The sequence below is a fragment of the Paraperlucidibaca sp. genome (assembly GCF_982810325.1).
This window is the reverse complement of sequence record NZ_CEYEMI010000005.1, coordinates 1-3,554: the sequence shown is the minus strand read 5'-3', so window position 1 is coordinate 3,554 and position 3,554 is coordinate 1. Positions and strand designations below refer to the sequence as shown.

3 protein-coding genes are annotated in these 3,554 nt (G+C 53.2%); 1 reads left to right on the top strand and 2 read right to left on the bottom strand.

Going from position 1 to position 3,554, the window contains the following annotated elements:
* Positions 1-66: 66 nt before the first annotated feature.
* Positions 67-1,929, top strand: coding sequence for an acyl-CoA dehydrogenase (locus AC3DKE_RS03245; protein ID WP_487990059.1), 1,863 nt, complete (start codon positions 67-69; stop codon positions 1,927-1,929).
* A gap of 19 nt (positions 1,930-1,948) precedes the next feature.
* Here AC3DKE_RS03245 and AC3DKE_RS03240 read toward each other — a convergent pair whose 3' ends face one another.
* Both AC3DKE_RS03240 and purN read right to left on the bottom strand, forming a co-directional pair.
* A complete protein-coding gene (locus tag AC3DKE_RS03240) occupies positions 1,949-2,860 on the bottom strand; it encodes a DUF3108 domain-containing protein (protein ID WP_487990058.1) in 912 nt (303 codons plus the stop codon).
* 34 nt (positions 2,861-2,894) lie between these two features.
* Complete coding sequence (gene purN, locus AC3DKE_RS03235; protein ID WP_340676256.1) at positions 2,895-3,554, bottom strand: phosphoribosylglycinamide formyltransferase; 660 nt, start codon at positions 3,552-3,554, stop codon at positions 2,895-2,897.

The window sequence follows — 3,554 nt, the reverse complement described above, 5'->3', positions numbered from 1 at the left end:
TATTTAAAAGAGCGCCTCATAAGGCGCCTTTCCTTAAAGAGCACTCACTTACTAGAGCACAACGCCATGACTCATCGCGCCACGTTAGATTTTCTCTTAAACGATTGGCTTGATGCGCCAGCGCTATGCCAGCGACCTTTTCATGCTGATCACAGCGCTGATACCTTTGCTGCTGTACTCGACTTAAGTGAGCAAGTAGCCACTGAGCAATTCGCACCAATTAATCGTCTCGTGGATATCGAAGAGCCTGAGTTTGATGGCGAGCGTGTGCTGCTACCAAAACAGACAGAGGCCGCGCTGAACTGCTTTAGTGAGGCCGGCCTGATGGCTGCTAGCAAACCCGAAGCGGTTGGCGGCATGCAGCTGCCGACAGTCGTTGAAATGGCCTCGATGAGTTTTTTCTACAAGGCCAGTGTCGCGCTAGCGGCCTATCCCATGCTCACTCGCGGCAATGCCAACACCATTTTTGCGCATGGCACTCCCACTCAAATTGACGTGTTTGCTAAGCCAGGCTTTGCTGGCACGAGCTTCGGCACCATGTGTTTGAGTGAGCCGCAAGCTGGCTCAAGTTTGTCCGATATCCGTACTAAAGCTGTACCCGACACTGGTTGTGGCGATTGGGCCAATGACCCGCTGGGCCCGCGCTATCGCTTGAGCGGTAATAAGATGTGGATCTCCGGTGGCGAGCATGAGATGGGCGATAACATCGTGCATTTGGTGTTGGCAAAAATTCCCGATGCGACTGGCCAGCTAGTATCCGGCGTGCGCGGCATTTCTTTGTTTATCGTGCCACGCAAATTAGTCAGTGCTGAGGGTGAAATTAGCGATATTCGCAATGACGTTGCGCTGGCGGGCTTAAATCACAAGTGCGGCTATCGCGGCACGGTGAATACGCTGTTGAATTTTGGCGAGGGTAAATACCTCGTCAATGGCCAGTCCGGCGCTGTTGGCTACCTGATTGGAGGCGAGGGCAAAGGCTTAAGCTGCATGTTTACGCTGATGAATGAAGCGCGCATTGCGGTTGGCTTAGGCGCGACCATGCTTGCTTATGCCGGCTTTGAGGCCTCTCTAGACTACGCCAAGCAGCGACCACAAGGTCGCCATGCCAGCCCTGCTGGTAAAGATCCGAGCAGCCCACAAGTGCCGATCATTGAGCACACCGATGTGAAGCGCATGCTGATGGCGCAGAAAGCCATCGCCGAAGGCGGCTTGGCGTTGGGTTTGTATTGCGCGCGTTTAGTCGATGAGGAAAGCACAGGGACTGAGGCGCAAGCACATGAAGCTCGCCAACTCTTAGAGCTGCTCACGCCGATTGCGAAAAGCTGGCCTAGTGAGTGGGCTCAGGAGGCTAATAGCTTGGCAATTCAAGTGTTTGGCGGCTATGGCTACACACGAGATTTTCCGGTGGAGCAATATTGGCGCGATAACCGTTTGAACATGATTCATGAAGGCACGCATGGTATTCAGGGCTTAGATTTATTGGGTCGTAAAGTTCTTATGAATCAAGGTGCTGCATTGAAGCTGCTGATGGCTCGAGTACATGCCACAGCACAGCAGGCGTTTGCTCAGGATGCAAATCAGGATAAGTCGAAAAGCACATTAAGTGAGCATGCAGAAGCTTTGCAAAGTGCGTGGCAAGAAATTGCTGCAGCAGCGCAAGCCGCATGGTCGACGGCTAAGCCCGAGGAGGCGCTCGCCAATGCCACCGCCTATATGCAAGGTTTTGGTCATGGTGTATTGGCGTGGATGTGGCTGGAGTTGGCGATTTCCGCAGAGCGCAGTGAGCACTTACCGGCAGACTTTCGAGCTGGTAAACGTGCTGCCTGCGACTATTTTTTCAATTATGAGCTGCCAAAAATTGGCGCATGGCTAGGTGTTGCAGCGCGCCGCGACATGACCTGTGCACAGGCCAGCGCGGCGATATTTTAGCAACAGGTATCGTGGTTGGCTATTTAGCCGCGTCGCCAAGCCAAATCATGCGATAGGTCTCGGCACCATCTTGATGGATGATTTGCAGTGGTAAAAATGCCTGCGCCGGATCTAGCCATAGTGTGGTTTTGCGCTTGCCATCTTGGCGTACATACACCTCGCTGTGACGAGCTTTGCCGGCGACAGTCAGGGTTTCATCGGCTTCTCGATGTAGGCTAATGGCGCTAATGCCTTTGCTGTCGGCGAGTGGATAGCTCGCTTTCGGCGCCCGATTAGCTAGGCGATCGGCGCGCAGCTGGACTTCAATATTGAGAATATCCACCAAGCCGGCCTTACCCGCGTATTGATAGACCTTGCCGCGTCGTTCTGAGCGAATGCTGCCGTCGGCTTGCTTTTCAATGCGTGCGACCTGCTTAAAAAGCAGCTGTAATGTGCGCTCGTAGCGCTGAAATTCGACTTGGCCATGCGCCCATTGGAAGTCACTAATCTCACTGAATGATGCCAAGCCGACAACGCTGGCGTGGGTTTCGTAACGGCATTGTGTTGCCTTGCAACTTAGGCTGCGCGTCGCATCGCCTTCAAGCTTGCCATCCCAGCTTAAGTGGTAGCGCTCCTTTGTTTGCGGCAATGGCATGGTGTCGGAGACAACAGGCGCAGCTACGACAGCAGAGGTATCAGCAGCAGATGTAGGCGAAGTAGTAGCAGAAGCAACTATCTTGGGCTGCGTTGATTTAGTGTTTGCTGCAATTTTACTGTTATGGGCAGCACCGACCTCAGTGATAGTTTCGGCTTCGCCGGCAATACCTGCGCTCGGAGCTGGAGCGAGCGGCAACTCATCGCTGCAACCACTCAGCATTTGGCTAATGAAAATACCTAATAAAATGCCAACGATGACATTTATTGCCAGTCTAAGACGTGGATTTGTACGCATAAATTGCTCTTAGCTAATGAAGGGGTGTCGGCGACTATTTGTGCGCTTGTAGTGGCTCTAATAACGGTTTGTTATCGAGTGCTATTTGGCCATCTTGCCAACGTAAGCGACCACTCGCGAGCCAGCCTAGTACACGCGGATAGAGCTGGTGTTCGGCTTGATGCACGCGTTGTGCCAGTGAATCAACGTTGTCGTGCTGATGCACGCTGACACGATGTTGAGCGATGACCGGGCCACCGTCGAGCTCGGGCGTAACGAAATGCACCGAGCAGCCATGCTCTGTATCACCAGCGTCGAGCGCGCGTTGGTGCGTGTGCAAGCCTTTGTATTTCGGTAGCAATGACGGGTGAATATTGATCAGACGGCCACTGTAATGACTGACAAAGTCGGGCGTGAGTATGCGCATAAAGCCGGCCAATATGACCATGTCTGGTGCCCATGCATCGATATGCTTGATCATTTCCGCATCGAAATCTATCCGCTCAGCATAGTCACGATGCTTGACCACAGCGGTTGCGACACCGGCACGAGTGGCGCGTGGCAGCGCCAAAGCTTCTTCACGATTGCTCAGTACGCCGACAATTTTAGCGTCGATTGGCGTCGCTGAGGCATTGGCTCCTTGGCCACAAACATCAAGCAATGCTTGCAAGTTGGAGCCACTTCCCGAGACTAAAACAACGACGCGATAGCTCAC